Below are 26,928 nucleotides of genomic sequence, written 5' to 3' on the forward strand. Positions count from 1 at the left end.
CCGTTCGTATGCCGGGACCGGGCACGACACCATGGCGGCATGGACATCGAGCAGGCGCCCATCCCCGGAGTGCTGGTCTTCCGGCCGCAGCCGCATCGCGACGACCGGGGCTTCTTCACCCGCACCTTCGACGCCGACATCGCGGCCGCGCACGGGCTGGACGCGACCGGGTTCGTGCAGGATTCGCAGTCGCGGTCGTCCCGCGGTGCGGTGCGTGGGCTGCACGGGCGCGCCGGGCGCGGCGAGTCGAAGCTGGTCCGCTGCGCGCACGGCGCGGTGCTCGACGTGCTGGTCGACGTCCGGCCCGGATCGGAGACGTTCGGCACGGTGCTCACCGTCCGGCTGGACGACGTCGACTTCGCCCATGTCTACGTGCCGGCCGGTCTGCTGCACGGCTTCCAGGTGCTGTCCGAGACCGCCGACGTGTGCTATCGCATCGACCGCCCGCACGATCCGTCCGAGGACCTCGGGGTGCGCTATGACGACCCGGAACTCGCGATCGACTGGCCCCTTCCAGTTGCTCAGCTGAGCGAAAGAGACCGCGCCGCAATGTCATTCGCCGACCTGCGCAGTCAGCTCGGAGTCTGACAGCGGCCGGAACGTCGGCCCGAGCTCGCCGGCTTCCTGCCGCCGGCGCAGCGTCGCGAGGCGGACGAAGGTCTGCTCGAAACCGGTCGTGGTGAGCGGCACGGCGCGGTAGGCGTCGGCCAGCTCCACCGCGCCGTCGGCGACGCTCCACCGCGCGTCGTAGCCGGGCAGTGCGGCCCGGATCGCATGGAAGTCGACGCGGTAGGAACGCGGGTCGGCCCCGGTCTCGCCGGTGATCTCGAGCTGCGAGCCGGGCACCGCGTCGAGGACGGTGGCCGCGATCTGGGCGACGGTGAGGTTGTTGGCCTCGGTGCCGACGTTGAACGCCCTGGCATGGACGGCGTCGCCGGGAGCGGTGAGGCACCGGTTGAAGGCTTCGGCGATGTCCTGGGCGTGCACCAGCGGCCGCCACGGCGTGCCGTCCGACAGCACCCGGACCGACCCGGTGAGCACGGCGTGCCCGACCAGGTTGTTGAGCACGATGTCTGCGCGCAGGCGTGGGGAGAAACCGAAAGCCGTTGCGTTGCGCAGGAATACGGGTGAGAAGTCAGCATCGGCGAGGTCGTGCACGTCGCTCTCGACGCGCACCTTCGACTCGGCGTAGGGGGTGACCGGCCGCATCGGCGCGTCCTCGGTGACGGCGTCGTCGCCGGCGGCGCCGTAGACCGAGCAGGTGGAGGCGTAGAGGAACCTGCGCACCCCCGCCTCCTTGGCGGCCCGCGCCAGCCGCACGGACGCGTGGTGGTTGATGTCGAAGGTGGTCTGCGGGTCGACCGAGCCGAGCGGGTCGTTGGACAGCGCGGCCAGGTGGATGACCGCGTCGAAGCCCGCGAGGTCGGCCGCGGTCACGTCGCGCAGGTCGATGGCGAGGGTCGGGGTGTCCTGCGGCGGCGGCCCCAGCACGCAGTCCGCGAAGAGGCCGGTGTCCAGCCCGACGACCTCGTGCCCGGCGGCCGCCAGCAGCGGAGCCATGACCGTGCCGAGATATCCCTGGTGTCCGGTGAGCAATGTTTTCAACGTGATTCCCCCTCCTGGTCGCGCCCACGTGAAGGGCTGCTGAGATCGAGCGTGAGCTTGTCGGTGACGAACCCCTCGGCGTATGGCGCGCGGCACTGCACCCCGCGCAGCCGGGCGAGCCCGCGGAAGGCCTCGTCGTCGAACCAGTCGTGACCGGCCTGGCTCGGGTAGCAAGTGCGCAGCACCTGCAGCTTGTCGTCGATGTCGGCCGCGGACAGCGGCTGGTAGAGCGTCGTGCGCGGCAGGTCGCTCTCCCACTTCAGCACCTCGTAGCCGAGCACCGGATGGTCGCGGAAGATCGTCGGGGTGATCTCGCCGAGCAACCGGTGGTCCTGGTGTGCGTCGCCCGCATGGGGCGCGAGGACGAGATCGACGTCGCTGTCGTCGCGTAGCCCTGCCACGGCGTCCTTCGCCTCGGCGAAGTGCTCGGGCACGCGTCCGTCAGGCAGGTCGAGCACGGTGAGGTGCACCGACGCGGGCCCGCACAGCGCGCTCAGCGCAGCGTGCTCCTCGTCGGCCCGCACCGAGCTGCCACCGGTGAGCACGAGCGCCCGCACGGTGAGGCCCGGACGCGCGCGACAGATCAGCTGCAGCGTCGCGCCGCAGCCGATCGCGATGTCGTCGCAGTGTGCGCCGAGCACCGCGACCTCCTGGAGCAGGCCGGGATGGAGTGGGTTCATGGGGTAATTGGGGTCACGGGGCCACCCGCGTGGGCGACCTGCGGCGAGCCGTCCCGCCATACCGCCCAGGGGGCGTCGCCACGCTCCCACTCCGCGTCGAGCTGGGCGCGCTCCTTGAAGGTGTCGGCCGGCTTCCAGAACCCGCTGTAGGGGTAGGCCATCAGCCGGCCCTCGCCGGCCAGCTTGACGCAGACGTCCTCCACCAGGTCGCCGTTCTCCGGCAGGTAGTCGAACACCTCGGGGCGCAGCACGAAGTAGCCGCCGTTCTCCCAGATCGCCATCCGGCCCACCTGGTCGACCTCGCTGACCTGGTGGCCGTCGTCGAATCTCACGACGTGGAAGGAGGATTGGGGTGGCACGGCCATCAGGGAGGCGGCGTTGTCCGATGCCGCGAACTCCTCGATCATGCGGTCGAGCGGCGCGTCGGTGAGCACGTCGGCGTAGTTGGCGAGGAACATCTCGTCGTCGCCGAGGTGCTCGCGCACCCGGCGCAGGCGCTCGCCGATCGGTGAGTCCAGGCCGGTGTCGACGAAGGTGATCTTCCAGTCGGCGATGTCGTGGGACAGCAGCTCGACGTCCCCGCCCTGCAGCACGAAGTCGTTGGACGCGGTCTCGTCGTAGTGCAGGAAGTGGTCCTTGATCTGCGTGGCGCCGTAGCCCAGGCAGAGGATGAACTCCTTGTGGCCGTAGTGCGCGTAGTAGCGCATGACGTGCCACATGATCGGGCGCGGGCCGACCAGGTGCATCGGCTTGGTGAGGACGTCGTCGGCACTGCTGCGCATGCGCATGCCGTAGCCCCCGCAGAACAGCACTACCTTCATGACGAGACCTCCTGGGCCGGCTCGACAGGGTGGACAGGTTGAACAGGTGTGACAGGTTGGGCAGATCCGTCGGGCCGGGCTGCGTGCTCCGCCGGATCGACGACGGTGACCTCGGGCAACGGGAAGACCAACTTGCCGCCCCACGTCGCCACGTGCGCGAGCTGGGCGCTCAGCTCGTCGCGGAGGTTCCACGGCAGCACCAGCACCAGGTCGGGGCGGTCCGCGTCGAGATGTTCGGTCGGCTCGATCGGGATGCGCACGCCCGGGGTGAATCTGCCGTGTTTGTAAGGGTTTCGGTCGACGGTGTAGGCCAGCAGGTCGGATCGGATGCCGCAGTAGTTGAGCAGGGTGTTGCCCTTGCCCGGCGCGCCGTACCCGGCCACCCGCAGGCCCGTGGCGCGGGCCTCGAGCAGGAAGCGCAGGAGGTCCTGGCGCAGGCGCTCGGTGCGGGGCGCGAGATCGTCATACCCGTCGGGGGAGTGCAACCCGGCGTCGCGTTCGATGCCGAGGATCCGCTCGACCTCGGGCGTGGCCGGCCCGGCGGTCGCCGTCGGCGCGGCCCAGATCCGCAGCGACCCGCCGTGGGTCCGCAGCAGCTCGGCGTCGACCACCTGCAGGTCCCCGGTGGCGAGCGCACGGATCGCGGACAACAGCGTGTAGTACTGGAAATGCTCGTGATAGATCGTGTCGAACTGCGCGTGCCGCACCAGGTTGAGGGCGTGGTGCACCTCGATGCACACCTGGCCGTCGTCGGCGACCAGCCGGCGCAGCGACCGGGTGAACCCGACCACGTCCGGGATGTGCGCGTAGACGTTGTTGGCGACCACGAGCTGCGCAGGGCCGTGCTCGGCGCGCACGGCGGCCGCCACGATCTCGTCGAGGAAGGCGGTGAGAGTGGGCACACCCTTCTCGCGGGCCGCCTCGCCGACGTTGATCGAGGGCTCGATGCCGAGGCGCCGGATCCCGGCCGGCACGTGCTGCAGCAGGTAGCCGTCGTTGGAGGCCACCTCGACGATCAGGTCGCCGTCCCGCAGGCGAAGACGCTCGACCGCGCCGTCGACCAACTGCCGCGCGTGCTCCACCCAGGAGTCGGAGTATGACGAGAAGTACGCGTAGTCGACGAACGTCTCCTCCGGCGCGATCAGCGGCGGCAGCTGGAGCAGCAGGCAGTCGTCGCACAGCCGCAGGTGCAGCGGGTAGGTCGGCTCCGGGGCGTCGAGCCGCTCGCGGGTGAGGAAGGACTCACAGGGCGGCGTCGCGCCGAGGTCGAGGACCCCACGCAGGGCGGTGCTGCCGCAGACGCGACAACGAATGTATGTATTATCCATCTATAATTTTCGACTCCCGAAAATGCTGAATGCGGGCGGTTATCGCGGCTTTCGACACCGCCACATTGAACGACTGTTCCAGTGAATGCGGGTCGGCAAATGCGCTCATCTGAGCATCACGCGGTGGTGCGAGGTCGTGTGACGGGCACGACCGGTCCTCCCTCCCGTCATCCTCCGGCCATCGACGGACTTCCCCCAAGATCGTTGATATTACACGGTTCTACTCGCCGCCTCGGCGCACTGTCCACCATTTTGGACAGATGGACAGGATCTGTCCATCTCAACTTGACGCCTGTCCTAAGAAGAGTATCGTTCTAAGCCGCATGCCGCGGGGGATCGACATACCCAAGGAGGATTCAGGGGGTTTGGACGCTCGTATGAATATGCACATTTCAATTACCTCTGCCGAGGTAGGAACGGGCCACTGCGGGGCCCGCAGTTGAGGGGATTTGATGCCTGAGGACTTGACCGACCGGATTGCCGACCGCGCCGATGCGCGGGTCACCGTGGTGATCCCGGCCATGAACGAAGCCGCCAATCTGCGGGTGGTGCTGCCGACCCTGCCCCCGGTCGACGAGGTGATCCTGGTGGACGCCGGGTCGATCGACGGGACCGTCGAGGCCGCCCGTGAGGTGATGCCGGACATCCGGGTGCTCACCCAGACCCGGCGCGGCAAGGGCAACGCACTGGCGTGCGGCTTTGCCGCCGCGACCGGCGACATCATCGTGATGTTCGACGCCGACGGCTCTGCCGACCCGGCCGAGATTCCGCACTTCGTCCAGGCGTTGCGCGACGGCGCCGACTTCGCCAAGGGAAGTCGCTTCATCGAGGGTGGCGGGAGTGAGGACATCACGCGCTTCCGCCGGGCCGGCAACGCCGGGCTGCACCTGCTGGTCAGCGCCGCGTTCGGCAGTCGCTTCACCGACCTGTGCTACGGCTACAACGCCTTCTGGACCTCGCTCGTGCCCAAGCTCAGCCTGCCGGATCCGGACATTCCGGCGCCGCCCAAGGGCCAGATGCTCTGGGGTGACGGGTTCGAGATCGAGACGTTGATCACCTGCCGCATGCTGCAGGCGGGCGTCCGCATCGCCGAGGTGCCGAGCGTGGAGCGGCTGCGGCTGCACGGCGCGAGCAACCTCAACGCCGTCTCCGACGGCGTGCGGGTGTTGCGCACGATCGTGGCCGAGCGGCTGCGCCAGCCCGCGGTCAAGGCGTTCCCGACCGACGTCGACGCGGCGCGGCACACCTCCCGTGAGTCCGCGCCGGCCCGTGGCGTGATCCCCGTGGATCCCGAGGCCGAGCTGAGCGCATGAGCACGACGGACGGCTCAGCGCTCGCGACGTCCGTCTCGGTGGTCATCTGCGCCTACACCGAAAAGCGTTGGGAAGACTTGCGATCGGCGGTCAACTCAGCGCTCGGTCAGACGCACCCTCCCACCGAGGTGCTGCTGGTGATCGACCACAATCCCGAGCTGCTGGAGCGCGCTCACCACGAGTTCACCTCGGTGCCCGACGACTACATCCGGGTGCTGCCCAACCAGCACCGCCAGGGCCTGTCGGGCGCCCGCAACACCGGTGTCGCGGCAGCCACCGGCGACATCCTGGCCTTCCTCGACGACGACGCGACCGCGCAGCCGGACTGGCTGGAGTCGTTGCTCACCCACTACGCCGATCCGGACGTGATGGGCGTCGGCGGTCTCGCCGAGCCGCTCTGGCCGGACGGGCACTCCCGCCCGTACACCCTGCCCGCCGCCACCGGTGGGCTCGGCGAACTCGACTGGGTCGTCGGCTGCTCCTATGCCGGCCTGCCGGTCGCGGCGGCGCCGCTGCGCAACCTGATGGGCTGCAACATGTCGATCCGGGCGGTCGCCTTCGGGCAGGTCGGCGGCTTCAGCGAGGACCTCGGCCGCGTCGGACGCACCCCGCTCGGCGGTGAGGAGACCGAACTCTGCATCCGGGTCCGGCGGCGCGTGCCCGGCGGGCAGTTCATCTACGAGCCGGCGGCGCGGGTGCGCCACCGGGTCAGCGACGACCGCCTGACCTGGCGCTACCTCCTGCGGCGTGGGTATGCCGAGGGTCTCTCCAAGGCCGCGATCTCGCGGATCGCCGGGCCGGACGACGCGCTGTCCACTGAGCGCGGCTACGTGGCGAAGGTGTTGCCGCGAGCCGTCATACGCCAACTCGGGCAGGTGGGACCGAGCGGTTTCGCGGGCGCCGTCGCGGTCGTCGCCGTGCTCGCGGCGACGACGATCGGTTATCTGCGCGGGCTGGTGAGCTCCGTGCGACCGCTGCGCGCCGCCCCGGCCGTCGCACCGACCCCCGAACGCACCCACATTCCCGCCTGAATCCATGTCGGTTGCGACCGAAGTCAGACAATATTTCGGGGTGCTACCCCCGCAGCCCACCTCCCGGCGTGATCGCTGGCGGCAGTTGCAGCCGTTGCGCTCCCACGAGGAGTCCGCGCCGCTGACCGCGAGCCAGCAACTCCTCGTCGGGGTGGCCGGTGCGGTGGCGGTGCTCGCCCTCGCGGCGCTCGTGCTCGCCGGAGCCGACGGTCCCGCGGCAGTCTGGTGCTGGATCTGCCTGCAACTGCTGCCCGGCGCGGCCCTCTGCGTCTGGGTGCCGTCATTGACGCGAGTCGGTTTCGCGCTCTACACGGTGGTCGGCTCTGCGGTCTTCAACATCCTGGTCGGGCTCGTCATGGCCCGCGGCGGCTGGTGGGAGCCTGTGCCGGTGCAGGCGCTCACCGTTGCCGTGTGCTTCGTGTCCTTCGTCGCGGTCTCGTCGCGGCTCGCCGGCCGGGGCGCGCGGCTCGGGCGGCTCGCGCGTGAGCGCGGCGTCACGCCGGTCGCCGTCGTCTCCATGGTGTGCGCGGCCGGGATCGCGCTGGTCGCGGCCGGCACGCCGTCAGGGGTGACCGCCCCGCGGGCGGGGCTGATCGGTGTGGTCGGGCCGGCCTGGTGGGCGGGGATGGCCTGCCTGGTGGTGGCGTTCGGCTATGCCGTATGGCGCCGGTCGGGCATGGCCCTGCCGGTCCTCACCGCGTCGATCATCGTCGTGCTCGCGCAGGCGATCGCCTACCGCACCCCGGTGGTGACGGCCGCGGCCGGTCACATCGGCGTCATCGAGTTCATCACCACGGGCGGCCGGGCCGATCCCAACCTGGACATCTACCAGGCCTGGGTGGGTTTCTTCGGAGCCCAGGCGTGGACCGGCTCCGGCATCGGCGACTGGTTCCAGCTGGCGACCTGGTGGCCCATCTTCGGCAGCCTCGCCGAGGTGCTCGCGGTCCGGGTGCTCGCCGGCAAGTTCGTCGACACCCGCCGGGCCTGGCTCGCGGCAGGCCTGTTCACCCTGGCCGACAGTCTGAACATCGCCTACTTCTCGCCGCAGACCTACGTCTTCGCGCCGGCCCTCACCATCCCGATCCTGCTGCTGCACGGGCCCGAGAGCCGCGCCCGGGCGACGGCCCGGTGGATCGCGCTCGCCGGGGTGAGCGTCGCGGTCATCGTGAGTCATCAGCTGACGCCATACATGCTGGTGTGCCTGCTCGCCGTGCTCGTGGTGGGGCGGGCGATCCGGCCGTGGTGGACGCCGCTGGCGTTGTTCGGCGTCGCGGTGGTCTGGGCGCTGCTCAACCGCAGCGTGCTCGGCAACTACGTGAGCCTGTCCACCTTCGGCGACGTCTTCAGCAACCTGTCGCCGCCCGATCACGGCACGCCCGTGCTGCCGCCGCAGCGGGTCACCGACCTCACCTTCGAGGTGCCGTCGTTCGGTGTCCTGCTGATCGGCATCGGGGCGCTGGTCGCCCTGGTGCGATGGCGGCATTCGCGCGAGGCGTGGCTGCTCGTCGCCGCCGCGATGAGTCCGGCCGGCGTCGCCGCGGCGACCGACTACGGGGCCGAGGGCATCTTCCGGGTGGTGCTGTTCGCGCTGCCGTGGCTCAGCATCCTCGCGGTGACCGCGACGGTGCGGGTGGGTGCGCCGACCGGTGGCCACGCCGCGACCCGCAGCGTGCGGGTGGCGACGGTCAGCGTCGTCGCCGCGATGACCGGGGCCGCGGTGCTGCTCGCGATCAATGTGCTCGGGCAGAGCGCCATGGACTGGGCGCGGGCGATGCGGCCGGGCACGATCGAGGTGGCCGGTTATTTCGAACGCAATGCCGCGCCGAACGCCGTGCTCTTCTCGTCGGGCACCGGACGGGTGACTCCCGGCCGGCAGAGCGCGCGCTATGCGGACTTCCAATACCTGAGCCGGGACGACCTCGCCGGCAAGGGCGTCAACGGGTTTGCCACGACCACCGGCAGCGCCTACGACCCGCAGGCCGACATCCGCGCCTGGACCGACAAGTTGCTGACCGTGTCGGCGCGCGGCCACTACGTGATCTTCTCGGTCGAGATCGGAGCCGCCGGCGAGCGTTACCGCAACCAGTCCTACGTCGACTACCGCCGCATGTGGGCGGCGATGGCCGACGCACCCGGCTGGCAGCTGGTCGATCGATCGGACTCCGCGGCGCTCTATCGGTGGGTCGGCTGACCGACTGATCAGCCGACCCACCGAGAGCAGCGGCCGCGCTCAGCCGCGGTAGGCCCAGGTGCTCAGGTTCGAGATCTGGACCATCGCTGTCGCTCCGGGCGCTCGCTTGGCCGGCTTGTAGGGCGGTTCGCCGGTCTGCACGACCCACCGCATCGGCTGGTTCGGGATGTTGGTGGAGGTGCTGAACACGATGCGGCCGTTGAAGCCGTATCGCACCGACGTGGGTGTCCACTCGAGCACGTAGTCGTTCCAGTCCGCCCACGAGCCGGTGCCGTCGATGACGTATTCCGTGGGCGCCCGCCCGCCGGCGGGGTGGTAGAACCCCTTGACCTGTTCGCTCAGATCGCTCTCGGGCCAGTCGATCTCGCCCGATCGCGGCCACGACGCGTCGTCGACCGGCCAGAGCAGGCAGACGCAGTTCCAGCCGGGGCTGGTGGTCAGGCCACGCATCCGCCAGGCCCACCGGCCGTAGGTGCTGGAGCCGGTCGTGCCGACCGCGCCCGAGACGGGCTCGCCGGTGGTCGCGTCGGTGAAGCAGCGGATGGTCAGGGCGCCGGAGTCGACGCTGACGGAGCGGGACGGTGCGTAGATGCCGACGCCATTGGTGGCCCGCCAGCCGTCCGGGTAGGCGATCAGCCGTTCGGCGTAGGGCGCCGTCTCGGCCGACACCAGTCGGCCGGCGGGGTTGGGGCGGAACGTGCCACGCGCGACGTTGTGCGTGAAGTCCTCGGTCCACAGCGGCACCCACGGGGATCGGGCTGCCGTCCACGGGCGGATGCCGGCAACGGCGGCGCCGGGGGACAGGAGTGCTCCGGCGGTGCCGAGACCGGCAAGGGTGAGCGCTGTGCGTCGGTTGGGGTAAGGCCTCATTGCGGGGTTCCTCGGGGATAGGGATTGCATGCGGGCGCTATCTTGACAGCTGACAGGTTACCCCGCATCGGCCCGGCGTGGGCCGGACCGGACCAGTCGGATCCGCTCCCCGAGGTATGCCGCAGGTCCGCCGGCCATCGATCGTCGTTCGATGCGCTCCATCCCCGCCGTGTCCCGAATCGTGTCGTGCGCCGTGTCCTGAGCCGTGTCGTAAGTCGTGTTTTGCGTTAGGTCTTGCGTCGCGACCCGCGTGGTCGCCTGCGCACCGCCCGCGGTCGCGTCGACGGCCAGCGCCCTGGGGCGCCGCGCGTCCGGTTCGCGGGTGCCGAGCGGCCTGCCCGAGCGCAGTTTCGGGCGGTCCGGGTTGCGGTGCAGGCTCGCCAGGCCGCGGCGCAGATCACCCGGCGACAGGGCGAGCTTGGTGAGCCAGCCGGTCAGGCCGCGGCCGTAACCGGTCATCTGGGCCCGGAGTTCGGGTGCGGTGTCGCGATGCCGGTGCCAGATGATCGCCCCTGGCTCGTAACGCAGCACGTGGCCCCGGGCGACGAGCCGGTAGAACACGTCGATGTCCTCGCCGCCGAGGCAGCGGGTGCCGGCACCCAGCGCCCGGTCGAAGCCGCCGATGTCCAGCATCGCCGACCGGTGGGCGGCGAAGTTGGCGCCGGTGCCGTAGGCCCCGACCTGGAACGGGAAGAGCGGCACGCCGTGCGGTGGCCGGTCCCGATCGAACACGCGCGGCTCGAAGGTCTTGCTCCAGGTCACCCGGTCGTCGAACCACGCCTGGGTGCGGCTGCGCAACTCGGCGGCCGGGACCAGGCCGCTGATCGCACCGACCGGCCGTCCGTCGTCGGTGTCCGCCGTCGCGTCGGCGAGGGCCGACAGCCAGTGCCGGTCGACCACCACGTCGTCGTCGACGAAGGCGATCCAGTCGTGCCGTGCCTGCGCGATCCCGAGGTTGCGGGCCGCGGAGACGCCTGGCCGTGGCTCCACGATGCGCCGGATGCGGGCGTCACCGATGGCCTCGACGGTGTCGGCGGTCGCGGTCGTCACCGGGGCGTTGTCGACCACCACGATCTCGAAATCGGGGTAGTCCAGTCGCAGCAGCGACCGCAGCGCGACGTCGAGGGCCGCGGCCCGCTCCCGGGTGCACAGCACGACGCTGAACGGCGGTCGCGGCGGCGGCGCAGCGGTATGACGGGCGGCCGCCGGAGGGAGGGCCCGCACCTGCTCGTCCAGCGAGGCGACGTCGAGCGTGCCCTCGGGGCCGATGTCGGCCGCGACGAATCCGCGAGGTCTGCCGTCGTCGACGACGAGGAGCCGGGCGCGGGCGTAACCGTCGGCGCCGGTGAGCCGGATCGTCCCGTGCGGACGGGACGTGTCGGCGTCCTCAGTGGAGACGTCGAGCGCCCCCACCCACGAGGCACCCGGCCAGGTGACGGCGGCAGTGGACGGGAACATTGGTCCGCGCACGGAATACCCATGAGTCATCGCGCCGATCATAGAATGGACGGGTGTCAAGCATCGTGTGCGCGGGTCGAAAATGACGACCGAACTGCCGGAGCAGGGGACCGGTCCCAGCCTGTTCGGCCGCGGCATGATCTATGTGCTGGTCTGGTCGATGCAGTTGCTTGCTGCCACGGTGGTGTCGCCGATCGTGGCGCACGCGCTGTCGATGGAGGAGTTCGGGCGGGTCGCGGCCGCTCTCGCGCTCTACCAGCTGCTCGTGCTGATCTCGGTGTTCGGGATCGACCAGGCGCTGGAGATTCGTCGCGTCGAGGACGCCGGCGACGACCGGCCGGCGCGGGGTCTGCTCACCACCGGTGTGGTTTTCGCGTTCGCGCTCGCCGGCATACTCGCGCTCACGGCCCGCTGGTGGGCGCCGGTCCTCGGGTTCGATCGCGACCTGACGCTGGTGCTGGTCGCGCTGGCCTGGGTCGCGCCCGGGTCATCGGTGCTGCTCGTGCTCGGCATCCTGCAGGCCGAGGACCGGCTGCGCCGGTTTGCCACGGTGAGCTTCGTCTCCACGGTCGGCAGCCAGCTGTGCGGACTGTTGCTGATCTTCCTGGTGCGTCGTGACGCGACGACGTATGTCGCGGGCGGCGTGATCGGCCAGTCCCTCGCCCTGCTCGGCGGTCTGCTGTGGGTGGGTCCCCGGCTGCAGGGTGCCTTCGACCCCCACGTGACGCGGCAGGCGCTGCGGCTCGGGCTGCCCCTGGTGTTGACCAGTCTCGCCGAATACATCCTCACCACGGCGGACCGGCTGGTCGTGCAGCGCTGGTTCGGGTCGGCGCAGGTGGCGCAATATCAAGTGGGTTTCGTGGTCGGCAACGCGGTGACCCTGATGCTGATCTTCACCAACCGGGCGTGGCTGCCGAGGCTCAAGGCGATCACCGACCCGGAGGTGCGGTGGCAACTCATCGCGTCCTCGCGCGACGGCGTCTACTGGCTGCTCGGCTGGGCGCTGCTCGGTGTCACGGTCGCGGCGCCGGGGCTGCTGCGGGTGTGGGTGCCGGACACCTACGACCGCCCCGCGCTCACCCGCATCATCTTCGTCGTGGGCCTCTGCGCGATCCCGGTCGCGGCGATGGGCGCGTCCCAGCGGATGCTGGTGACGATGCGCTGGTCCCGCCCGCTGGCGGCGTCGGCCGTCGTCGCCGTGGTGGCGAAGCTGATCGCGCTCGCGGTGCTGCTCGCGACCGTCGGGTTGCTGGGTGCGGCGATCAGCACCCTCGTCGCGCTGGCCGTGCAGGCGATCTATCTGCGACGTGCCGTGGTCCGCAGACACCCGGCGATCCCGTCACAGCCGAGTTGCCTTGTGTTCCTGGGTGTCTCGGCCGTGCTGGCCGCGGCTTCCCTGACGCTGCCGGTGACCACGACCTGGGACGTCGTCCGGGTCGCCTTCGCGATGCTCTGCCTCGTGCCGTTCGCGGCCGCCCTCCGCCGCCTGCAGCGTGCCGAGCCGCCGGTCAGTGTGACGGCGGCCCGGACGGCCACCGATCGCCCGGTGTGATCGACCGTTGCCGCAGCGGCCACGCCTCCCACGTCGCCCGGCGTATGACGGCGCCGGCCGCACGCTCGCGCAGGGGCACCTGCCACCCGGTCGCGACGCGGCGGCTGAAGCCGACGTACTCGGCATACTGATCCTTGGAATGCGCTGTCGAATAGGCGGATTCGCTGGTTCGGAACGCCGCGAGCTCATCGGGCTGACCGAAGAGGTCGCCGCGCCGGAGCAGCCGCAGCCACAGGTCGACGTCCATCGGGTGCACGCGGCTGCCGTCCCAGCCGCCGACCGCGTCGTAGTCGGCGCGGCGGAACATCACCCCGCACGGCTCGCCGATCGGATTGATGCCACCACGTCGCACGATCGTGCGCGCCACCCGCCCGCCGGGATGCACGCCGAGGAGGCCGCGTAGTCCCATGTGCCGCAACAGGATGCGGCTCTGACTGTCGATGAGTGCCCGGCGCGCGGCCACCACCGACACCTCGGGCCGGGCGGAAAGCACGGCCGCCTGCCGCCGGATCGCCCCGTGCGCGATGAGGTCGTCGGCGCAGACCAGCTTCACGTAGTCGCCCGTCGTCGCCTCCACGGCCAGCCGCCAGTTGGTCGGCAGGTCCACGGTCTCCGCCGCAGTGATCACGCGAAGGCGCGGGTCGTCATGGGCCGCGAGCACCTGCGCGGTCTCGTCGGTGCTGGCGTTGTCGCGCACCACGACCTCGAGATCGTCGGCGTCCTGCGCGAGCACCGACCGCAGCGTTTCGTCCAGAAAACGGCCGCCCTGATAGGTCGGTATGCAGACCGACACCCTCACCCCCATGGGAGGAGGTTATCCAGCCGGGTCAGGCGCGCGCGACGAGGCGTCGGACTCGCTGCAGCACCGAGCCTCCCGCGGTCGGCCGGTAACGCCCGCACCCGCAGGTCTGACGGAACGCGCAGTCCGTGCCGGCCCGGAGATGCTGGTGAGCCTGGTGGGGATGGCCGCAGACGCACGGTGCTGGCGGCGGCATCCTGCTCGGTGCTCCTCGGACGGTGGCGGCGGGTGGTCGGCAGCATCATGGCAGACCCGGCACCGGCGATGTCGGCGGCGCTGCGGACAACTGCGCGCGAGCTAGTCTGACCGGCATGCCACGCCGTATCGCGACCGTAGACCGCGTCGACCGCGACGCACTCGTCGACTTCGTGCGCACCCGCCACCGGGCCACGCTCGTGACGCACAAGCGGAACGGGTCGCCGCAGCTGTCGCTGGTCACCTGCGGCGTGGGCCCGGACGACCGGGTGCTGATCTCGACCTACCCGCAGCGGGCCAAGGTGGCCAACATCCGGCGGGACCCGCGCGTCTCGCTGCTGATCCAGTCCGACGACTGGGACGACGCCTACGTGCAACTGGACGGCGACGCCGAGGTGATCGACCTGCCCGGCGCGGTCGAGCCGCTGGTCGACTACTTCCGCAGCATCTCCGGCGAGCACCCCGACTGGGACGAATATCGCGAGGCGATGCGCACGCAGGGCAAGTCGCTGATCGCGGTGACCATCACCGGATGGGGGCCGATCGCCACCGGGGGCTTCCCGCCCGAGCACGCCTGAAGCCGCGGAGCGCAGGTTAGCGGCGGGTTCTCGACAACGCGGAGTACGTGCAGGTTCGCGCCCTACACTTGTTCGTATGCTCCCTTCCGACATGCAGCGACCGGTTCGCGTCGCCCTGCGCAACGACTACGAACTCGTGGTCGTCGGGCTCGCGGCACTCCTGCAGCCGCATGCCGACCGCGTCGAGGTCATCGAGGCGATGGCCACCGTCGACGGCGACGCCTCCGTCGACATCACGCTCTACGACACCTTCTCCCAGACCCAGGTCGACGGCAGCGACGTCGACGAGCTGCTCGCCGACCCGGCGTGCGGCAAGGCCGTCATCTACACCTGGAACACCGACCCCCGGCTGATCGACATCGCGGTGCAGAAGGGCGTGCACGGCTATCTGCCCAAGAGCCTCAGCGGCAAGCTGCTCGCCGACGCGTTGGTCGACGTGGCACGCGGACAGGTCGTGGTGATGACCAACAACCCGCGCGTGCCGCTCGCGAGCGAGCAGGACGAGATGGAGCAGTACGGGTCTTGGCCGGGTCAGGCCTACGGGCTGACCGCGCGCGAGGCCGAGGTGATCGCGTTGATCACCCAGGGGCTGCGCAACCAGGAGATCGCGGACCAGGCTGCGATCTCGATCAATTCGGTCAAGACGCACATCCGCGCCGCCTACCGCAAGATGGGCGTCAGCTCCCGCTCGCAGGCGGTGCTCTGGGGTGTCGAGCACGGGATGCTGCCGGACGCGGTGCGGCTGTCGAAGCCGGCGCTGCAGCGCCGCTGAAGCGACCCGCCTTGCGCAACGGCGGGGTCTCCCACTGGTGGCATCAGCTGGGCGGTCCCGGGCCTCGCCGGCCCTCGCTGCCCGGCGATCGTGACGTCGACGTCTGCATCGTCGGCGCCGGTTACACCGGTCTCTGGACGGCGTTCTACCTCAAGCAGCTCCGGCCCTCGCTCACCGTCGTGGTCCTGGAGCGCGAGTTCGCCGGGTATGGCGCGTCCGGCCGCAACGGCGGCTGGCTCACCGCGGCCCTGCCCGGGTCGGCCGCGGTGCTCGGCCGCGGCCCCGGCGGGCCGTCGGCGGTCACCTGCCTCGCCGCGCACCTGCGGCAGCAGGTCGACGAGGTGATCGCGGTGTGCCGGGCCCACGGCGTCGATGCCGACATCGTCAAGGGTGGCGAGTTGCGCGTGGCGACGGGCCCTGCCCAGTTGCAGCGGCTGCGCAGTGACTGGTCCGGCCGCGCGCCGGACGACGCGGACCAGTGGCTCGATGCGGACGAGCTCGCCGCCCGGGTGCGCATCGCGGGCGGGTCTGGGGCGATCTGGTCGCCGCACTGCGCGCGGCTGCACCCGGCGAAACTGGTGCGTGGCCTGGCGGCGCTGGTGCAACGGCAGGGGGTTTCGGTCTTCGAGACCACCCCGGCGACGTCGATCGCGCCGGGATCGGTGGTCACGCCATACGGGACGGTGCGGGCGGGGACGGTGCTGCGCTGCACGGAGGGGTTCACCGCCGAGGTGCCGGGGCAGCGGCGTGCGTGGGTGCCGATGAACTCCTCGATGATCGTGACCGCACCGCTGCCGGACCGGGCGTGGCGCGAGATCGGCTGGGACGGCGCCGAGGTGATCGGGGACGAGGCGCACGTCTACATGTATGCCCAGCGCACCGCCGACGGCCGCATCGCGATCGGCGGCCGCGGCGTGCCCTACCGCTTCGGCTCCCGCATCCGCGGCGACGGCGCGACGGCCGCTCGCACCGTGGACGAGCTCACCGCGACGTTGCACCGGCTCTGGCCGACGACCCGGGATGTCGCGGTCGAGCACGCCTGGTCCGGGGTGCTCGGCGTGCCACGCGACTGGTCGGCGACCGTCTCCTTCGACCCGCGCACCCGCACGGGTTTCGCCGGCGGGTATGTCGGTCACGGCGTCGTCTCCTCGGCCCTCGCCGGGCGCACGCTCGCCGACCTCGCCACCGGACGGGACACCGAGCGCACCGCGCTGCCGTGGGTGGACCGGCGGGTGCGGCAGTGGGAGCCGGAACCGTTGCGGTGGCTGGGGATTCGCGGGCTGTATGCGGCATACCGGCTCGCCGACCGCATCGAGGCGCGCAACGGCCGCACCAGCGTCGTCGCGCGCGCTGCCGACGTCATCTCCCGCAAACCGTGATCGGGGTGAGGCGAGCCCGGCGGCTCGGCCTCACCCCGATCGGTGCGGTGTCTTCTCGGCGTGCGTCAGTGCATCATCATCGGCGCCGACTCTTCGCCGGCTGGGGTCTCCGGCAGCGGCTTGCGCGGCAGGAAGAACGCCGGGATGACCGTCAGCAGGCAGAGGATCGCGGCCACCCAGAAGGTGGTGCTGAACGCTCCGGCCATGTCGGAGGCGACCTGGGCCATGAACGACTTCTGACCGCCGGCCTGTGCCACGACCTGCATCTGCTCGGCGGTCGGCGGGATCGGCGGCTTGTGCTGCTGCTGCTCCATGATCGCCTGCCCGGTCTGCACCAGGTCGGAGGACTTGAGCCGGTCGGTGAGCACGGTCGACATGATCGCGACGCCGACCGAGGAGCCGATCTGCTGGATGATGTTGATCAGCGTCGAACCGCGCGCGACCTCGTGGTGGGTCAACGTCTTCAGCGCCGACGTCATGATCGGCATCATCGTGCCGCCCATGCCGAGACCCATGATGAACAGCACCGGGATGATGTAGCCCCAGTAGCTGGTGTCCGGGCCGATCTGGGTGAGCCCGAACATGCCGGCGATGATCAGCACCAGCCCGAACGGCACGATGCGGCCGACCGGGAACTTGTCGACCAGCGCGCCCGCGATCGGCATCGTCAGCATCGCGCCGATGCCCTGCGGTGCGACCAGCAGACCGGCGTCGAGCGTCGACTCACCGCGCACCTGCTGGAAGTAGGTCGGCACCAGCAGCAGACCACCGAAGAACGCGGCGACGAACAGGAACATCGTGATCGTCGACACCGACAGCAGGCGGTTCTTGAACAGCCGCAGGTCGAGCAGCGGGTGCTCCGGCCGGAAGGTGTGGAAGATGAACGCGACGATCAGGACGATGCCGATGATCCCGGTGATCAGCACCTTGGCCGAGCCGACGCCGTCGGTCGGGATCGAGGAGACACCGAAGAGGAACAGCGCCAGCCCCGGCGACATCATCGCCATGCCGAGGAAGTCGAACGACTCCGACGGCGTCGGCTTGTCGTCCTCGAGCGCGAAGTAGGCGTAGATCAGGGCGATGATGCCGATCGGCAGGTTGATCAGGAAGATCCAGTGCCAGCTGGCGTGCTCGATGAGGTAGCCGCCGAGGATCGGTCCGAGGATCGGGCCGAGCAGCATCGGCACGCCGAGGATCGCCATGAGCCGGCCCATCCGCTTCGGGCCGGCAGCGTGGGTGAGGATCGTCATGCCGAGCGGCATGAGCATGCCGCCGCCGAGGCCCTGCAGGACCCGGAAGGCGATCAGCATGTTGATCGAGTTGGCCGCCGCGCAGAGCGCCGAACCGGCGGTGAACAACAAGATCGCGAGCATGTAGAGGCGCTTCGGGCCGAAGCGGTCCGCGGCCCAGCCGGTCAGCGGGATGACCGTCGCCAGCGCGAGGGTGTATGCCGTGACGGTCCACGCGACGGTCGAGTAGGCAACAGGGGTCCCGCCATCGGCGAAGACATTCTGGAAGGTCGGCAGTGCGACGTTGACGACGGTGATGTCGAGGATCGACATGATCGCCCCAAGGACGACGACGCCGGCGATCTTGAGGACCGCCCCGTCGATCTCCTCGGGGTAAGTGGGTGCGGTCTGAGACACGCGGCCCCTCCTTAAGGGTGAACTTGTGCAGCACTTGAGCCTAGCGCCGCACGGCGACAGCCTCCACGTCGTTTCCGGGCGGCCGGAGGCTCGCCTGCCGCCTGCTGCACCTCCTTGGTCGACGGCGTGCGCCGGACCGCGAGGACCTAGCCTCGTGCGGTCGTATGCCGGGAGTCGCGCAGCAGCGCGTCGATGCGCTCGATCGTCTCCGCCGTCGCCTTCTCGTCACCGTCGGGCAGGTCGGTGTCGGTGAACAGGTGCCCCTTGCCCGGGGTGACGAAGTCCTCGAAGCTCGCGCCCGACCCGCGCACCGCCTCGCCGAGCGCCACCAGGTCGGACTCGGCGACGAACGGGTCCTCGGCGTAGCGGTGCACCTGCACCGGCTGCCCCGGCCACGCGCCGTCGCGGGGTGCAGCGACCGAGTGCATGAGGATCACCGCCCGGGCATCCGGCCGGTCGGCGGCGAGCCGCTGGGCAAACGCGGCCCCGAGCGAAAACCCAGCAAGGACAGTGTCTTCCGGGATCTGGTCGACGATGGGACGCACCCGCTTGAGCAGCTGCGCCGGGCCGACGTCGTCGCGGTGCGAGAGCCCCGCGCAGGTGTCGTCGAAGACGCTGCCGTCGTAGTAGTCGGGACTGACCACGTCATACCCGCGCTCGCGCAGCTGATCGGCGAACCGGGTGACCGCGGGGCGCAGGCCGAGCGCGGAGTGGAGCAACAGGATCGTCGGGGCGTTCGTCATACCTTCACCTCGTGTGCGGCGGATTCGTCCTTGGCCGGTGGCAGGGTGCGGAGGGCGACGGCGAGCACGCCGGCGAGCACCATCGCGATGCCGACCGCCCACAGCCCGGCCTTCTGGGAGCCGGTGCCGTCCTTGAGCCAGCCGGTGATGTAGGGCGCGAGGAACCCGGCCGAGTTGCCGACCGAGTTGATCAGCGCGATCCCGCTCGCGGCGGCCGCGCCGGACAGGAAGTTGGTCGGGAGTGCCCAGAAGGTGGGCAGCGCGCACATGATCCCGATCGCGCACACCGACACCGCGACCATCGCCGCGAACGGGCTGTCCAGATAGAGCGCGACCGGGATCGCGATGCCGCCGACGATGCTGGGCAGCGCGACGTGCCAGACGCGTTCGCGGGTGCGGTCGCCGTGCAGTGCCCAGGGGATCATCGCGATCGCGCCGATCACGTAGGGGATCGCGTTGATCAGCCCGCGCTGCATGATCGAGTAGTGCGCGCCATACTGCTCGGCGAAGCCGGCGATGATCGTCGGCAGGAAGAAGCCGAGCGCGTAGAGGCCGTAGACGACCCCGAAGTAGACGAACGCCAGCGCCCACACCCGGGGCCGGGTGAGGGACTCCAGGATCGTCACCTTGTATGCCGATGCGCGGGTCCGCTGCTCGGCGTCGAGGGTGCGTTGCAGCGCGTCCCGCTCGGCCGGGGCCAGCCACCTGGCCGCCTCGGGCCGGTCGGTGAGGAAGAACCAGGTGACGACGCCGAGCAGCACCGCGGGCACGCCCTCGACCAGGAACATCACCCGCCACCCGTCGAGCCCGAACCAGCCGTGGCCGTGCTCGATGAGCAGCGACGACAGCGGCGACCCGATGGCCGTCGACAGCGGCACGGCGACCATGAAAAGCGCTGTCATCCTTGCGCGTTCGCGCTGCGGGAACCAGAAGGTGAGATAGAGGATGATGCCCGGGAAGAACCCCGCCTCGGCGACGCCGAGCAGGAAGCGGAGCAGATAGAGCGTGCCGGCGTTGGGCACGAACGTCACGAGCGAGGCGATGATGCCCCAGGTGACAAGGATCCGGGCGATCCACCGGCGCGCACCGAAGCGGTGCAGCGCCATGTTGCTCGGCACCTCCAGCAGCAGGTAGCCGAGGAAGAAGATGCCGGAGGCGAAGCCGAACATCGGGCCGCTCAGCCGGAGCGCGTCGTTCATCCCGCCCGGGCCGGCGAAGGCGATGTTGGTGCGGTCGAGGTAGTTGACGAAGTAGAGCAGCGCCACGAACGGCACGAGCCGGCGCACCGACTTGCGCACCGCGCTGCGCACCAGGGGGTCGTATGACGCGTCCACCGCAGCGCCGGTCTGCTTCGACAGGTCCGGCCCGCTGCCGCCGCGTTGCGTCATACGGCCACGCTAGCGGGAGGGGGAGTAGAACTGGTGGGGTGATCGAATCAGAGACCTGGCACATCCGCGACGGGGAGCTGGTCGGCGAGCCGCCCGACTCGTGGATCTACGTGTGGCGATTGCCGGAGGGCGCCGACCCCCGCGCCGACGTGCTCTTCGTCGGCGCCACCAACGCCGCTCCCGCGCTGCGCACCTGGCTGCACCTGCACTCCTCGGACAAGGAGGCGGGGCGGGTCGCCAAGCGATTTCCCCGGATCGCGACCGAGCCGGCCGACGTATATGCCTTCCGGGTGCCCGTCGGCATGGAGCGACCGCACGTGAAACACGCTCTGCTGCACGCGCTTTCGGATGCCGGACGCATAGCGCCGGAGTATGTCGGCTTCCCGATCGAGGGAGTGCTGCACCCGGACGAGTCCGTCGAGGCCTACGTGCGCGAGGTGATGGGGCAGCTCTACCCCGCCGGGTAGACGTGCTGGTCTCGATACGGCTCGCCCCTGGGGGCTCGCCTACTCGACCAGCATTGCCACGGTTCGCCCATACGCTGGTTGAGTAGCGGCGAGGAACGAGCCGCGTATCGAAACCAGCAGCCGCGTATCGAAACCCGTCGGCTGGTGGTGGGCTGGTCTCGATACGGCTCGCCCCTGGGGGCTCGCCTACTCGACCAGCATTGCCACGGCTCGCCTACTCGACCAGCATTGCCACGGCTCGCCCATACGCTGGTTGAGTAGCGGCGAGGAACGAGCCGCGTATCGAAACCAGCAGCCGCGTATCGAAACCCGCGTCAGCCGAAGAGGATCGCGGCTTCGTCCCAGCGTTCGCGCGGCACGGTCTTGAGCACGGTGGTGGCCGAGTGCAGGTCGACCGATTCGATGTCGGTGCCGATCAGCGAGACCATCGAGCCCCACTGCTTGTCGACGACGGCGTCGACGGCGGCGGTGCCGAAGCGGGTCGCCAGCACCCGGTCGTATGCCGAGGGGACGCCCCCGCGCTGCAGGTGACCCAGGGTCGCCGAGCGCGTCTCGATGCCGGTCTGCTCCTCGATCGCGGGTGCGAGTCGTTCGCCGATGCCGCCGAGCCGCGGCCGGCCGAAGGCGTCCAGCCCGCGCGGGGCGTGCACGTGCTCGGCGCCGTCCGGCACGAAACCCTCGGCGACCACCACGACCGGCGCGCGACCGCGATCGCGGGCCATCTCGACCCATTCGCAGATCTGCGCCAGCGAGACGTCGACCTCGGGGATGAGGATCGCGTGGGCGCCCGAGGCGACCCCGGCGTGCAGCGCGATCCAGCCGACGTGCCGGCCCATCACCTCCACGACCATGCAGCGGTGGTGCGACTCGGCCGTGGTGCGCAACCGGTCGATCGACTCGGTGGCGATCGAGACCGCGGTGTCGAAGCCGAACGTGTAGTCGGTCGCGGACAGGTCGTTGTCGATCGTCTTCGGCACCCCGACGACCGGGATGCCCTCGTCGGACAGCCGGCGGGCCGCGGTGAGCGTGCCCTCGCCGCCGATCGCGATCAGCCCCGTCATCTCGTGCCCCGCCATCACCTCGCGCACCCGCGCCGCCCCACCGTGGTCGAACGGGTTGGTGCGCGACGTGCCGAGGATCGTGCCGCCGAGCCGGGAGAGGCCGCGCACGTCATACCGGGGCAGCGGCTCGATGTCGTCCTCGACGAGGCCACGCCAGCCGTCCTTGATGCCCACGAACGACTCGTGGTGGATGCGGTCGCCCTTGATGACGGCGCCGCGGATCACCGCGTTGAGGCCGGGGCAGTCGCCGCCGCTGGTCAGGATTCCGATCGTCACGCGCCCCATCGTCGCGGTTACCGGCCGGTGCCGGAAACTGTCGGGCATGCTGTCTCAGGTGACGAAATCGACCTGTCTGGCCTACCTGATCCGCGATGACGGCACCCCGCACGCCCAGGTGCTGCTCGGCGAGAAGCTGCGCGGCTTCGGCGCCGGGCGGGTCGTCGCGCTCGGCGGCCACGTCGAGCCCGGGGAGAGCAGCCTCGAGGCAGCCGTCAGGGAGACCCGCGAAGAGTCCGGATTGCTCGTGGCCCCAGACGATTTCGCCGCCGCAGGGCAGGTGCGCTTCCGCTGGGCGGACACGCCGGCGTGGGACATGGACGTCGACCTGTTCCGGGCGACGCGGTGGACGGGCGACATCGTGGCATCGGACGAACTGGAGCCCGAGTGGTGGCCGGTCGCCGACCTGCCGCTCTGCCGGATGTGGGACGACGCGCGCATCTGCGTGCCGTTCGTGCTGCGCGGCGACGCCATCGACGCCGAGATCGCGTATGACGCGGCGAGCGAGCGCGTCGTCGCGGTCGCGCTGCGGGTGCTGGGGCGCTCGCAACCCCTACCCGGCGGCGTTACCGGCGGGTAAGGTGGGCGGGCGAACTCGCGGAACGCCCGCCGTCGGACGTGGCACGCCATACACGAAGTGAGGCTCGATGAGCACCATCAGTTATTCGCGCAAGGGCTCGGGTGAGCCGCTAGTCCTGATCCACGGGATCGGCCACCAGCGCACCGCATGGGGTCACACCTTCGACCTGCTCGCCGAGGACTTCGACGTCATCGCGGTCGACCTGCCCGGCTTCGGCACGTCGCCCAAACCCGCCAAGCCGCACAGCTATCGGATGAGCAGCTACCTCGACCAGTTCGAGGAGTTCTTCGCCGACCTGGGGCTGGGTCGGCCGCACGTGGCGGGCAACTCCCTCGGTGGGCTGCTCGCGCTCGGGCTCGCCGCGCGCGGGTCGGTGCGCACCGCGACCGCGCTCTCGCCCGCCGGCTTCTGGGGGCCGGTCGGCCTCGCCAACGCGATCGCGAATCTCGCGGTGCTGAAGGCCTCCACCTATTCGCCCGGTCCGGTGCTGAAGCTGTTTGCCGACAAGACCGCGCTGCGCAAGATCAGCATGGGTTCCCTCTATGCCCACCCCGAGCGGGTCGACCCGCAGACGGCGCTCGACGACACCTACAACCTGCGGCGGTCGCCGGGCTTCTTCCCGGTGGCCTGGCAGGTGTCCCGTGCGCGCTATCGCGACCGGCCGGTCGTGCCGGTGACGATCGCCTGGGGCACCAAGGACCGGCTGCTGCTGCCGTCGCAGGCGGTCACCGCTCGCGAGCAGCTGCCGACCGTCGGGCACGTCTCGCTGCCCGACTGCGGGCACGTGCCGATGATCGACAACCCCGAGCTCGTCGCCGGCGCGATCGTGCAGACGATTGCCCAGGCCGCGGACCGGGCCGGCGACACGATCGGCCTGCACGCGGCGGGCTAGCCGGATGCGCCCCGCGCCTCGCGCCGAGTGACGTCGTAACCGGTGAGTGACGTCGTTGCACGGACGTCACTCGTTGCGCCGGACGTCACTCGGTGGTGACCGACGTCAGCGCAGATGGTCGGCGGCCAGCTGCGGCCACGCGTCGCGCTGCTGGGGCGTGTGGGCGACGTTGAGCTCCACGTCCGGGAGCAGGTCGAGCAGGCGCTCGGCAGTCTCGGTCGGATGGCCCGGGTCGTCCGCCCACGCGAGGATCAGCGTCGGTTGCTCGAGCTGCGAAATCGCTTCCGGCGCAGGCAGATCGGAGACCGCGGCTCCCCGGAACGCCGCCGCCAGCAGCTTGTCGGGTATGTCGGGGGCGACTCGCTCGGGCAGGTCCGCCTGAGCGGGCGGCAGTGGCAGCAGCCGTGCGGCACGGGCCAGCGCGCGGGAGCCCTGGGCCTCGACCAGGTCTGCGCCGTCGCGGTAGACGGACGCCTGGGCGGCCCGGGTCTGCCACGCGGTCGGCGGGATGACCAGCACCAGCCGCCGGAAGCGGTCGGGGTGCGTCGTCGCCGCGTGCAGCAGCGTGCCCACGCCCATCGACACCCCGAGCGCGTCGACCGGCTCGTCCGGGTGCAGGTGGTCGATCAGCGCGAGCAGGTCGTCCGCGAGCTGCGGCCAGCGGTAGTCGTCCGGCTCGGTGCGCCCGGTGGACCGGCCGTGGCCGCGTGCGTCATACGCCGTGAGGGTGTGGGTGTCGCGCAAGCTGCGGAAGTCGAGTCGGTTGCGAATCTCGTTGTCGCGGCTGGCAGTCAGGCCGTGCAGCAGGACCAGTGGCGGGCCGCTGCCCTCGGTCGTGTAGTCGAGCTCGGCGCCCGGGACCGAGAACGTCGCCATGGTGAGCCCTTTCGGCGGAGGGGTGGGCCGCGGCGAGCATATTGCGTCGCGCGGGGGCACCGTCATACCTATGCTCGTGGGCGTGTTCGTCGAGGAGTCCGCCCGTCCGTATGTCGACGGCTGGGTCGGCGGATGGGCCCGGTCGAAGGGCATCGCCGCGCCGTCGCCCACCTCGACCGGGTGGTATCTCCCGACCCGCAACGACCGCGAGTACGAGCGGTTCGTGCTGACCAGCGGCGACGAGCGCGCGGTGCGCGACGTGCTGGACGCGGTGACCGAGCCGCGGACGGCGGTGAAGTTCGTCGGCGATCCGGCGCGGTGGCGGCCGGTCTTCCCGCCGGCGTGGATCGACGAGGAACCCGGCTGGTTGATGCATCGCACGCTCGGCCCGGGGCCGCTGGTGCCGGTGCCCGATGGTTACGTCTCGTCGACCGACGTCCGCGACGACGTGATCTATCTCGAAATCCATTGCCGGGCCGGCCAACTCGCCTCCTGGGGGCAGGCCGGCATCGCCGACGGGTGGCTCGTGCCGGATCGCATCAACACCGCGGCCGCGCATCGCCGCCGCGGGCTCGGGCGGGCGTTGATGACCGGTCTGGAGCAGGCGGGTGTGCTGGGCGGTGCGCGACGCGCCGTGCTGAGCGCGACCGCCGATGGGCGCGAGCTCTACCGGGCGCTCGGCTGGCAGGAGGTCGGTCCGCTCGTCGCGTCGTACTATCGGGGCCATGGCTGAAAACCACTCGTATCCGGTGCGATTGAGCTGGTCCGGGTCGACTGGCGTGGGGTATGACGAATACGGCCGCGCGCACGAGGTCGCCCCGGGCGATCTGCCTCCCTTCCCGATGTCGTCCGACCCGCACTTCCGCGGCGACCCCTCACTGGTCAACCCGGAGCAGTTGCTGGTGATGTCCGCGAGCAGCTGCCAGCTGCTGTCGTTTCTCGCCGTCGCGGCCCGCTCGCGGTTGGACGTGCTCGACTACGTCGACAACGCCGAAGGGTTGATGCCTGAGTCGTCAGATCCGATGTGGGTCACCGAGATTCGGCTGCGGCCGACGGTGACACTGGCGCCCGGCAGTCGGCTGGACCGGCTCGAGCGGCTGGTCACGCTCGCGCATCAGCAGTGCTTCATCGCCAACTCGCTGCGCTCCCGGATCACCGTCGATGCCCGGTTCGTCATCGACGGCGCCGAGGTCGCCCGCGTGCAGCTGACGGATTGAGCAGCGCACGCTGATCGAGTAGCCCGACCGGTCACGCTGATCGAGTAGCCCGGAGGATGGGGCTGGTGACGCTGATCGAGTAGCCCGGAGGAGCGAAGCGGGGGAGGGCGTATCGAGATCAAGCCTCAGCGCGCATCGCCATCAACCGGCAGGCCGAGAGCCCGCCACGCGGCGAAACCGCCGATGACGTCGGTGGCGCGCCATACGCCGAGTCGGGCCAGCGCGTCGGCGGCCAGCGACGAGGTGTACCCCTCCTGGCAGAGCACGATGACGCGCAGGTCGGGGTGGGCGAGCGGCAGCCGCGCCTCGTGGCGGGGGTCGAACCGCCATTCGAGCACGTTGCGCTCGACCACCAGTGGCGCCAGCGACGACGCTACCTCGCCCTCGGCGGCACGTTGCGCCTCGGGCCGGATGTCGACCAGCACCGACCGCCGGTGCAGCAGCTCCTGGAACGCGGCGCGCGGGCTGAGCCGGTGCAACCGGCTGCGGGCGTCCGCGAGCTGGTCGTCGATGCCGTCGTAGGTCGGCGCCTTCGACCCCCGGCCCGGGCGCGGATCGTCATAGGGCACGGTCGACGATGCGAAAAGCTCGGACTGCCAGGTGATTTCGTCGGCGAAGGTGCTCACCAGGACTCTCCCTCGGTGTCGACCCCGGTCAGCACGAGCTCTCCCGCGACGAGCGCGTAGCGGCTCATCTCCTGCAGCACCGGGAAGTAGGCGTGCACCGACACCGCCCACTCGTCGGACTCATTGCGGACGTCGTGAATGTGCTTGTCGGTGAAGTGCTTTCCGCGACCGGCGTCCAGCTCGCTGATCGTTTCGTAGCCGTGCCAGGCGTGTTCGCGCAGGCTCCCGCGCACCGTGACGAAGGCGCCGAATGCGGTGCCGTGGTCGTGCCATCCGGTGGAGCTGCCGGGTGGCCAGGCGATCGCCCAGACCTGCACCTGGTCGGCGGTGGTCAGTGCGGTCCACTGCCGCTCGGCGGAGGTCTCGTCATACCCGAAGCGGAGGGCCTCGTCGGTGAAGAGGTGGGCGATGCTGAGCAGTTGGCGTGGGGTGAGTGCGGTGGAGACGGTGTGCGTGAGGGTGGTCATGGCTGCGTAATCCTTCAGTGCTCGTGAGTGGCTGGTGAATTGCTATCTGGCAGAGGTTGTTTCGGCCCGATCGCTGCCCGATTGGCAGGTCAGGCCGACAGACAGCAATGTCGGGCG

Annotated in this window: 27 protein-coding genes; 13 read left to right on the forward strand and 14 right to left on the reverse strand. The window is 70.4% G+C overall.

What is annotated here, in order from left to right:
* Positions 1 to 39 precede the first annotated feature (39 nt).
* A complete protein-coding gene (rfbC, locus tag HJ588_RS04550) occupies positions 40 to 588 on the forward strand; it encodes a dTDP-4-dehydrorhamnose 3,5-epimerase (protein ID WP_171152448.1) in 549 nt (182 codons plus the stop codon).
* Here rfbC and HJ588_RS04555 read toward each other — a convergent pair.
* Genes HJ588_RS04555 through HJ588_RS04570 form a run of 4 tightly spaced genes read right to left on the reverse strand, consistent with a single transcriptional unit; the run spans position 553 to position 4,434 of the window.
* Positions 553 to 1,605, reverse strand: coding sequence for an NAD-dependent epimerase/dehydratase family protein (locus tag HJ588_RS04555; protein ID WP_171152451.1), 1,053 nt, complete (start codon positions 1,603 to 1,605; stop codon positions 553 to 555). The genes rfbC and HJ588_RS04555 overlap by 36 nt on opposite strands.
* Positions 1,602 to 2,285, reverse strand: a complete 684-nt coding sequence (locus HJ588_RS04560) for a PIG-L deacetylase family protein (RefSeq protein WP_171152454.1) — start codon at positions 2,283 to 2,285, stop codon at positions 1,602 to 1,604. Before HJ588_RS04560 ends, HJ588_RS04555 begins: the two co-directional genes overlap by 4 nt.
* A complete protein-coding gene (locus HJ588_RS04565) occupies positions 2,282 to 3,106 on the reverse strand; it encodes a glycosyltransferase family protein (protein ID WP_171152457.1) in 825 nt (274 codons plus the stop codon). Before HJ588_RS04565 ends, HJ588_RS04560 begins: the two co-directional genes overlap by 4 nt.
* Positions 3,103 to 4,434, reverse strand: a complete 1,332-nt coding sequence (locus HJ588_RS04570) for a class I SAM-dependent methyltransferase (RefSeq protein ID WP_212755286.1) — start codon at positions 4,432 to 4,434, stop codon at positions 3,103 to 3,105. Before HJ588_RS04570 ends, HJ588_RS04565 begins: the two co-directional genes overlap by 4 nt.
* A 452-nt stretch (positions 4,435 to 4,886) precedes the next feature.
* Between HJ588_RS04570 and HJ588_RS04575 the strand changes: the two genes are divergently transcribed.
* The 3 genes from HJ588_RS04575 to HJ588_RS04585 are packed head-to-tail and all read left to right on the forward strand — an operon-like array spanning position 4,887 to position 8,969.
* The gene (locus HJ588_RS04575; protein WP_171152460.1) at positions 4,887 to 5,747 is read left to right on the forward strand and encodes a glycosyltransferase family 2 protein; all 861 of its coding nucleotides are present in this window, start codon (positions 4,887 to 4,889) and stop codon (positions 5,745 to 5,747) included.
* Positions 5,744 to 6,778 carry a glycosyltransferase family 2 protein gene (locus tag HJ588_RS04580; RefSeq protein WP_171152463.1) on the forward strand — a complete coding sequence of 345 codons (1,035 nt, stop codon included), beginning with the start codon at positions 5,744 to 5,746 and terminating at the stop codon, positions 6,776 to 6,778. Before HJ588_RS04575 ends, HJ588_RS04580 begins: the two co-directional genes overlap by 4 nt.
* A gap of 40 nt (positions 6,779 to 6,818) precedes the next feature.
* Entirely contained in the window at positions 6,819 to 8,969 is a 2,151-nt protein-coding gene (locus HJ588_RS04585) for a hypothetical protein (RefSeq protein WP_171152466.1), read from the forward strand.
* Between the two features lie 39 nt (positions 8,970 to 9,008).
* Here HJ588_RS04585 and HJ588_RS04590 read toward each other — a convergent pair whose 3' ends face one another.
* Together HJ588_RS04590 and HJ588_RS04595 are read right to left on the reverse strand one after the other, a co-directional pair.
* Positions 9,009 to 9,839, reverse strand: a complete 831-nt coding sequence (locus HJ588_RS04590) for a glycoside hydrolase family 16 protein (RefSeq protein ID WP_171152468.1) — start codon at positions 9,837 to 9,839, stop codon at positions 9,009 to 9,011.
* 57 nt (positions 9,840 to 9,896) lie between these two features.
* Positions 9,897 to 11,297, reverse strand: a complete 1,401-nt coding sequence (locus HJ588_RS04595; protein ID WP_171152470.1) for a glycosyltransferase family 2 protein — start codon at positions 11,295 to 11,297, stop codon at positions 9,897 to 9,899.
* A gap of 82 nt (positions 11,298 to 11,379) precedes the next feature.
* Between HJ588_RS04595 and HJ588_RS04600 the strand changes: the two genes are divergently transcribed.
* The gene (locus HJ588_RS04600; RefSeq protein WP_171152473.1) at positions 11,380 to 12,849 is read left to right on the forward strand and encodes a lipopolysaccharide biosynthesis protein; all 1,470 of its coding nucleotides are present in this window, start codon (positions 11,380 to 11,382) and stop codon (positions 12,847 to 12,849) included.
* Here the strand turns inward: HJ588_RS04600 and HJ588_RS04605 are convergent.
* A complete protein-coding gene (locus HJ588_RS04605; protein ID WP_171152475.1) occupies positions 12,806 to 13,654 on the reverse strand; it encodes a glycosyltransferase family 2 protein in 849 nt (282 codons plus the stop codon). The genes HJ588_RS04600 and HJ588_RS04605 overlap by 44 nt on opposite strands.
* Positions 13,655 to 13,959: 305 nt before the next feature.
* Here HJ588_RS04605 and HJ588_RS04610 point away from each other — a divergent pair, with 305 nt between their 5' ends.
* From HJ588_RS04610 to HJ588_RS04620, 3 genes are all read left to right on the forward strand, one after another.
* Complete coding sequence (locus tag HJ588_RS04610) at positions 13,960 to 14,421, forward strand: PPOX class F420-dependent oxidoreductase (protein WP_171152478.1); 462 nt, start codon at positions 13,960 to 13,962, stop codon at positions 14,419 to 14,421.
* A 76-nt stretch (positions 14,422 to 14,497) separates the two neighbouring features.
* Positions 14,498 to 15,193: a response regulator transcription factor gene (locus tag HJ588_RS04615; protein WP_212755287.1), complete on the forward strand. Its 696-nt coding sequence runs from the start codon at positions 14,498 to 14,500 to the stop codon at positions 15,191 to 15,193.
* An 11-nt stretch (positions 15,194 to 15,204) separates the two neighbouring features.
* Positions 15,205 to 16,572, forward strand: coding sequence for an NAD(P)/FAD-dependent oxidoreductase (locus tag HJ588_RS04620; RefSeq protein WP_212755288.1), 1,368 nt, complete (start codon positions 15,205 to 15,207; stop codon positions 16,570 to 16,572).
* A gap of 65 nt (positions 16,573 to 16,637) precedes the next feature.
* Here HJ588_RS04620 and HJ588_RS04625 read toward each other — a convergent pair whose 3' ends face one another.
* From HJ588_RS04625 to HJ588_RS04635, 3 genes are all read right to left on the reverse strand, one after another.
* Positions 16,638 to 18,218 carry a DHA2 family efflux MFS transporter permease subunit gene (locus tag HJ588_RS04625; protein ID WP_343036592.1) on the reverse strand — a complete coding sequence of 527 codons (1,581 nt, stop codon included), beginning with the start codon at positions 18,216 to 18,218 and terminating at the stop codon, positions 16,638 to 16,640.
* A gap of 146 nt (positions 18,219 to 18,364) precedes the next feature.
* Positions 18,365 to 18,961 (reverse strand): dienelactone hydrolase family protein, encoded by a 597-nt coding sequence (locus HJ588_RS04630; RefSeq protein WP_171152480.1) that lies wholly within the window; start codon positions 18,959 to 18,961, stop codon positions 18,365 to 18,367.
* Positions 18,958 to 20,349, reverse strand: coding sequence for an MFS transporter (locus tag HJ588_RS04635; protein ID WP_171152484.1), 1,392 nt, complete (start codon positions 20,347 to 20,349; stop codon positions 18,958 to 18,960). The genes HJ588_RS04630 and HJ588_RS04635 overlap by 4 nt, the downstream gene beginning before the upstream one ends.
* A gap of 38 nt (positions 20,350 to 20,387) precedes the next feature.
* Between HJ588_RS04635 and HJ588_RS04640 the strand changes: the two genes are divergently transcribed.
* Positions 20,388 to 20,816, forward strand: coding sequence for a hypothetical protein (locus HJ588_RS04640; protein ID WP_171152486.1), 429 nt, complete (start codon positions 20,388 to 20,390; stop codon positions 20,814 to 20,816).
* A 314-nt stretch (positions 20,817 to 21,130) separates the two neighbouring features.
* On the opposite strand, the gene HJ588_RS04645 is transcribed toward HJ588_RS04640, so the two are convergent.
* Entirely contained in the window at positions 21,131 to 22,153 is a 1,023-nt protein-coding gene (locus tag HJ588_RS04645) for an ATP-dependent 6-phosphofructokinase (protein ID WP_171152488.1), read from the reverse strand.
* Between the two features lie 58 nt (positions 22,154 to 22,211).
* Between HJ588_RS04645 and HJ588_RS04650 the strand changes: the two genes are divergently transcribed.
* Complete coding sequence (locus HJ588_RS04650) at positions 22,212 to 22,733, forward strand: NUDIX domain-containing protein (protein ID WP_171152491.1); 522 nt, start codon at positions 22,212 to 22,214, stop codon at positions 22,731 to 22,733.
* A gap of 67 nt (positions 22,734 to 22,800) precedes the next feature.
* Entirely contained in the window at positions 22,801 to 23,625 is an 825-nt protein-coding gene (locus tag HJ588_RS04655) for an alpha/beta fold hydrolase (protein ID WP_171152494.1), read from the forward strand.
* A gap of 105 nt (positions 23,626 to 23,730) precedes the next feature.
* On the opposite strand, the gene HJ588_RS04660 is transcribed toward HJ588_RS04655, so the two are convergent.
* Positions 23,731 to 24,501: an alpha/beta fold hydrolase gene (locus tag HJ588_RS04660; RefSeq protein WP_171152497.1), complete on the reverse strand. Its 771-nt coding sequence runs from the start codon at positions 24,499 to 24,501 to the stop codon at positions 23,731 to 23,733.
* Between the two features lie 70 nt (positions 24,502 to 24,571).
* Between HJ588_RS04660 and HJ588_RS04665 the strand changes: the two genes are divergently transcribed.
* Positions 24,572 to 25,234 (forward strand): GNAT family N-acetyltransferase, encoded by a 663-nt coding sequence (locus HJ588_RS04665; protein ID WP_171152500.1) that lies wholly within the window; start codon positions 24,572 to 24,574, stop codon positions 25,232 to 25,234.
* Entirely contained in the window at positions 25,227 to 25,718 is a 492-nt protein-coding gene (locus tag HJ588_RS04670; RefSeq protein WP_171152503.1) for an OsmC family protein, read from the forward strand. The genes HJ588_RS04665 and HJ588_RS04670 overlap by 8 nt, the downstream gene beginning before the upstream one ends.
* Before the next feature lie 125 nt (positions 25,719 to 25,843).
* On the opposite strand, the gene HJ588_RS04675 is transcribed toward HJ588_RS04670, so the two are convergent.
* Positions 25,844 to 26,344: a rhodanese-like domain-containing protein gene (locus HJ588_RS04675; RefSeq protein ID WP_343036593.1), complete on the reverse strand. Its 501-nt coding sequence runs from the start codon at positions 26,342 to 26,344 to the stop codon at positions 25,844 to 25,846.
* Positions 26,341 to 26,811: a cysteine dioxygenase gene (locus HJ588_RS04680; RefSeq protein ID WP_171152505.1), complete on the reverse strand. Its 471-nt coding sequence runs from the start codon at positions 26,809 to 26,811 to the stop codon at positions 26,341 to 26,343. Before HJ588_RS04680 ends, HJ588_RS04675 begins: the two co-directional genes overlap by 4 nt.
* Between the last annotated feature and the right edge of the window lie 117 nt (positions 26,812 to 26,928).

Origin of the sequence: Flexivirga aerilata (assembly GCF_013002715.1) — a bacterium.
In the GTDB taxonomy this organism is placed as follows: Bacteria; Actinomycetota; Actinomycetes; order Actinomycetales; family Dermatophilaceae; genus Flexivirga; species Flexivirga aerilata.

Excerpts from the sequence above, each read along its gene's own strand:
- rfbC (WP_171152448.1), top strand. The coding sequence starts at position 40 with ATGGACATCGAGCAGGCGCCCATCCCCGGAGTGCTGGTCTTCCGGCCG.
- HJ588_RS04560 (WP_171152454.1), bottom strand. The coding sequence starts at position 2,285 with ATGAACCCACTCCATCCCGGCCTGCTCCAGGAGGTCGCGGTGCTCGGC.
- HJ588_RS04565 (WP_171152457.1), bottom strand. The coding sequence starts at position 3,106 with ATGAAGGTAGTGCTGTTCTGCGGGGGCTACGGCATGCGCATGCGCAGC.
- HJ588_RS04570 (WP_212755286.1), bottom strand. The coding sequence starts at position 4,434 with ATGGATAATACATACATTCGTTGTCGCGTCTGCGGCAGCACCGCCCTG.
- HJ588_RS04575 (WP_171152460.1), top strand. The coding sequence starts at position 4,887 with ATGCCTGAGGACTTGACCGACCGGATTGCCGACCGCGCCGATGCGCGG.
- HJ588_RS04580 (WP_171152463.1), top strand. The coding sequence starts at position 5,744 with ATGAGCACGACGGACGGCTCAGCGCTCGCGACGTCCGTCTCGGTGGTC.
- HJ588_RS04590 (WP_171152468.1), bottom strand. The coding sequence starts at position 9,839 with ATGAGGCCTTACCCCAACCGACGCACAGCGCTCACCCTTGCCGGTCTC.
- HJ588_RS04595 (WP_171152470.1), bottom strand. The coding sequence starts at position 11,297 with ATGTTCCCGTCCACTGCCGCCGTCACCTGGCCGGGTGCCTCGTGGGTG.
- HJ588_RS04600 (WP_171152473.1), top strand. The coding sequence starts at position 11,380 with ATGACGACCGAACTGCCGGAGCAGGGGACCGGTCCCAGCCTGTTCGGC.
- HJ588_RS04605 (WP_171152475.1), bottom strand. The coding sequence starts at position 13,654 with ATGGGGGTGAGGGTGTCGGTCTGCATACCGACCTATCAGGGCGGCCGT.
- HJ588_RS04610 (WP_171152478.1), top strand. The coding sequence starts at position 13,960 with ATGCCACGCCGTATCGCGACCGTAGACCGCGTCGACCGCGACGCACTC.
- HJ588_RS04615 (WP_212755287.1), top strand. The coding sequence starts at position 14,498 with ATGCTCCCTTCCGACATGCAGCGACCGGTTCGCGTCGCCCTGCGCAAC.
- HJ588_RS04630 (WP_171152480.1), bottom strand. The coding sequence starts at position 18,961 with ATGACGAACGCCCCGACGATCCTGTTGCTCCACTCCGCGCTCGGCCTG.
- HJ588_RS04635 (WP_171152484.1), bottom strand. The coding sequence starts at position 20,349 with ATGACGCAACGCGGCGGCAGCGGGCCGGACCTGTCGAAGCAGACCGGC.
- HJ588_RS04655 (WP_171152494.1), top strand. The coding sequence starts at position 22,801 with ATGAGCACCATCAGTTATTCGCGCAAGGGCTCGGGTGAGCCGCTAGTC.
- HJ588_RS04660 (WP_171152497.1), bottom strand. The coding sequence starts at position 24,501 with ATGGCGACGTTCTCGGTCCCGGGCGCCGAGCTCGACTACACGACCGAG.
- HJ588_RS04665 (WP_171152500.1), top strand. The coding sequence starts at position 24,572 with ATGCTCGTGGGCGTGTTCGTCGAGGAGTCCGCCCGTCCGTATGTCGAC.
- HJ588_RS04670 (WP_171152503.1), top strand. The coding sequence starts at position 25,227 with ATGGCTGAAAACCACTCGTATCCGGTGCGATTGAGCTGGTCCGGGTCG.
- HJ588_RS04680 (WP_171152505.1), bottom strand. The coding sequence starts at position 26,811 with ATGACCACCCTCACGCACACCGTCTCCACCGCACTCACCCCACGCCAA.